Below are 1388 nucleotides of genomic sequence, written 5' to 3'. Positions count from 1 at the left end.
GGGACTATCTCGTTAACGGTGTTTCGGCCGTTTTCATCAGTAGGTTTCTGATCCGGGCCAACGATCCGCGAACGTGATCGCGAAGGCATTGAGAGCGGGTTTCCACCGTGTGATCCATCGTGCCTGACCTTTGCCTGTCGGGTCCAGCGAACGGGTCACCAGGTACAAACATTTGAGCGCGGCTTGCTCGCTGGGGAAATGACCGCGAGCTTTGACCGCCCTCCGGTAGCGCGCATTCAGCGACTCAATAGAATTGGTAGAGCATATGACTCGACGTATCTCCGTGTCATAGTCAAGGAACGGGATGAACTCCTCCCACGCGTTGTCCCATAGCCGGATGATCGCCGGATACCGCTTGCCCCAGTTCTCGGCAAGGTCGTCGAAAGCAGCCCGCGCCGCTGCCTCACTCGGCGCGGTGTAGATCGGCTTCAGTTCCCGCTTCAGTGCGTCCCAGTGCTGACGTGCCGAGAGCCGAAAGGTGTTGCGGATCAGGTGCACCACACAGGTCTGGACCGTGGTGGCCGGCCACACATGCTCGACAACCTCCGGCAGGCCCTTGAGACCGTCGCAGACGAGAAAGAAAACGTCTTTGGTGCCACGGTTACGGATGTCAGTGAGCACGCTCATCCAGAACTTGGCGCCCTCGCCGCCCGTGCCGGCCCACAAACCAAGCACGTCGCGGCGCCCGTCCAGGCTCACCCCGATGGCCGCGTAGATCGGCCTGTTCGCGACCTGGCCGTCGCGGATCTTGACCACGATGGCATCGATGAAGATCGCGGCGTACACCTCATCGAGCGGACGTGCAGACCAATCCTGCATCTCCTCGATCACCTTGTCGGTGATCCGAGAAATCGTCTCCTTCGAGACCGATGCACCGTAGATTTCAGCGAAGTGCGCGCTGATCTCCCCAGTCGTTAACCCTTTGGCGTACAACGATAAAACGATCTCATCAACGCCGTTGAGCCGACGCTGCCGCTTCTTGACGATCTGCGGTTCGAACGTCCCTTCGCGGTCTCGGGGGACTTCGATCGGGACCTGCCCGGTCGACTCGGTCAGTACCGTCTTCGACCGAGTGCCGTTGCGGATATTTGTTGATGCCCGATCCGGGTTGGCCTGGTTCTTGTCGTGCCCGAGATGCTCGGTCATCTCCTCGTTCAATGCCGTTTCCAGGACCGTCTTGGTGAACTGCTTGAGCAGCCCATCCGGGCCCGTCAGCGACAGGCCCTGCTCTCTCGCCAAGCGCACGAGCTCCGCTGCCGCCGCCTCCTCGGCCGACGGTGGTGTCGACTTCTTCTTCGTCACATCATCCAGTGTCGTCATCACGGCACCCTTCTCGCCGGGCATTCACCCAGCGTGTCGGGCCGAAACACCGTTTAAGAAACACTCCC

The 1388-nt window shown here is 60.5% G+C and carries 1 protein-coding gene; it reads right to left on the bottom strand.

Translation table 11 applies throughout. The features are described from left to right. Window positions 1-36: 36 nt before the first annotated feature. Window positions 37-1320 carry an IS256 family transposase gene (locus ACZ3J7_RS41040; protein ID WP_209923685.1) on the bottom strand — a complete coding sequence of 428 codons (1284 nt, stop codon included), beginning with the start codon at window positions 1318-1320 and terminating at the stop codon, window positions 37-39. Between the last annotated feature and the right edge of the window lie 68 nt (window positions 1321-1388).

This window comes from Kitasatospora sp. NPDC015121 (assembly GCF_055562955.1).
The sequence above is the reverse complement of the archived record's forward strand: the minus strand, read 5'-3'. Positions and strand labels throughout refer to the sequence as shown.

What these genes read in the sequence shown, in the direction of transcription:
- ACZ3J7_RS41040 (WP_209923685.1), bottom strand. Translation starts at nt 1,320, where the DNA reads ATGACGACACTGGATGATGTGACGAAGAAGAAGTCGACACCACCGTCG.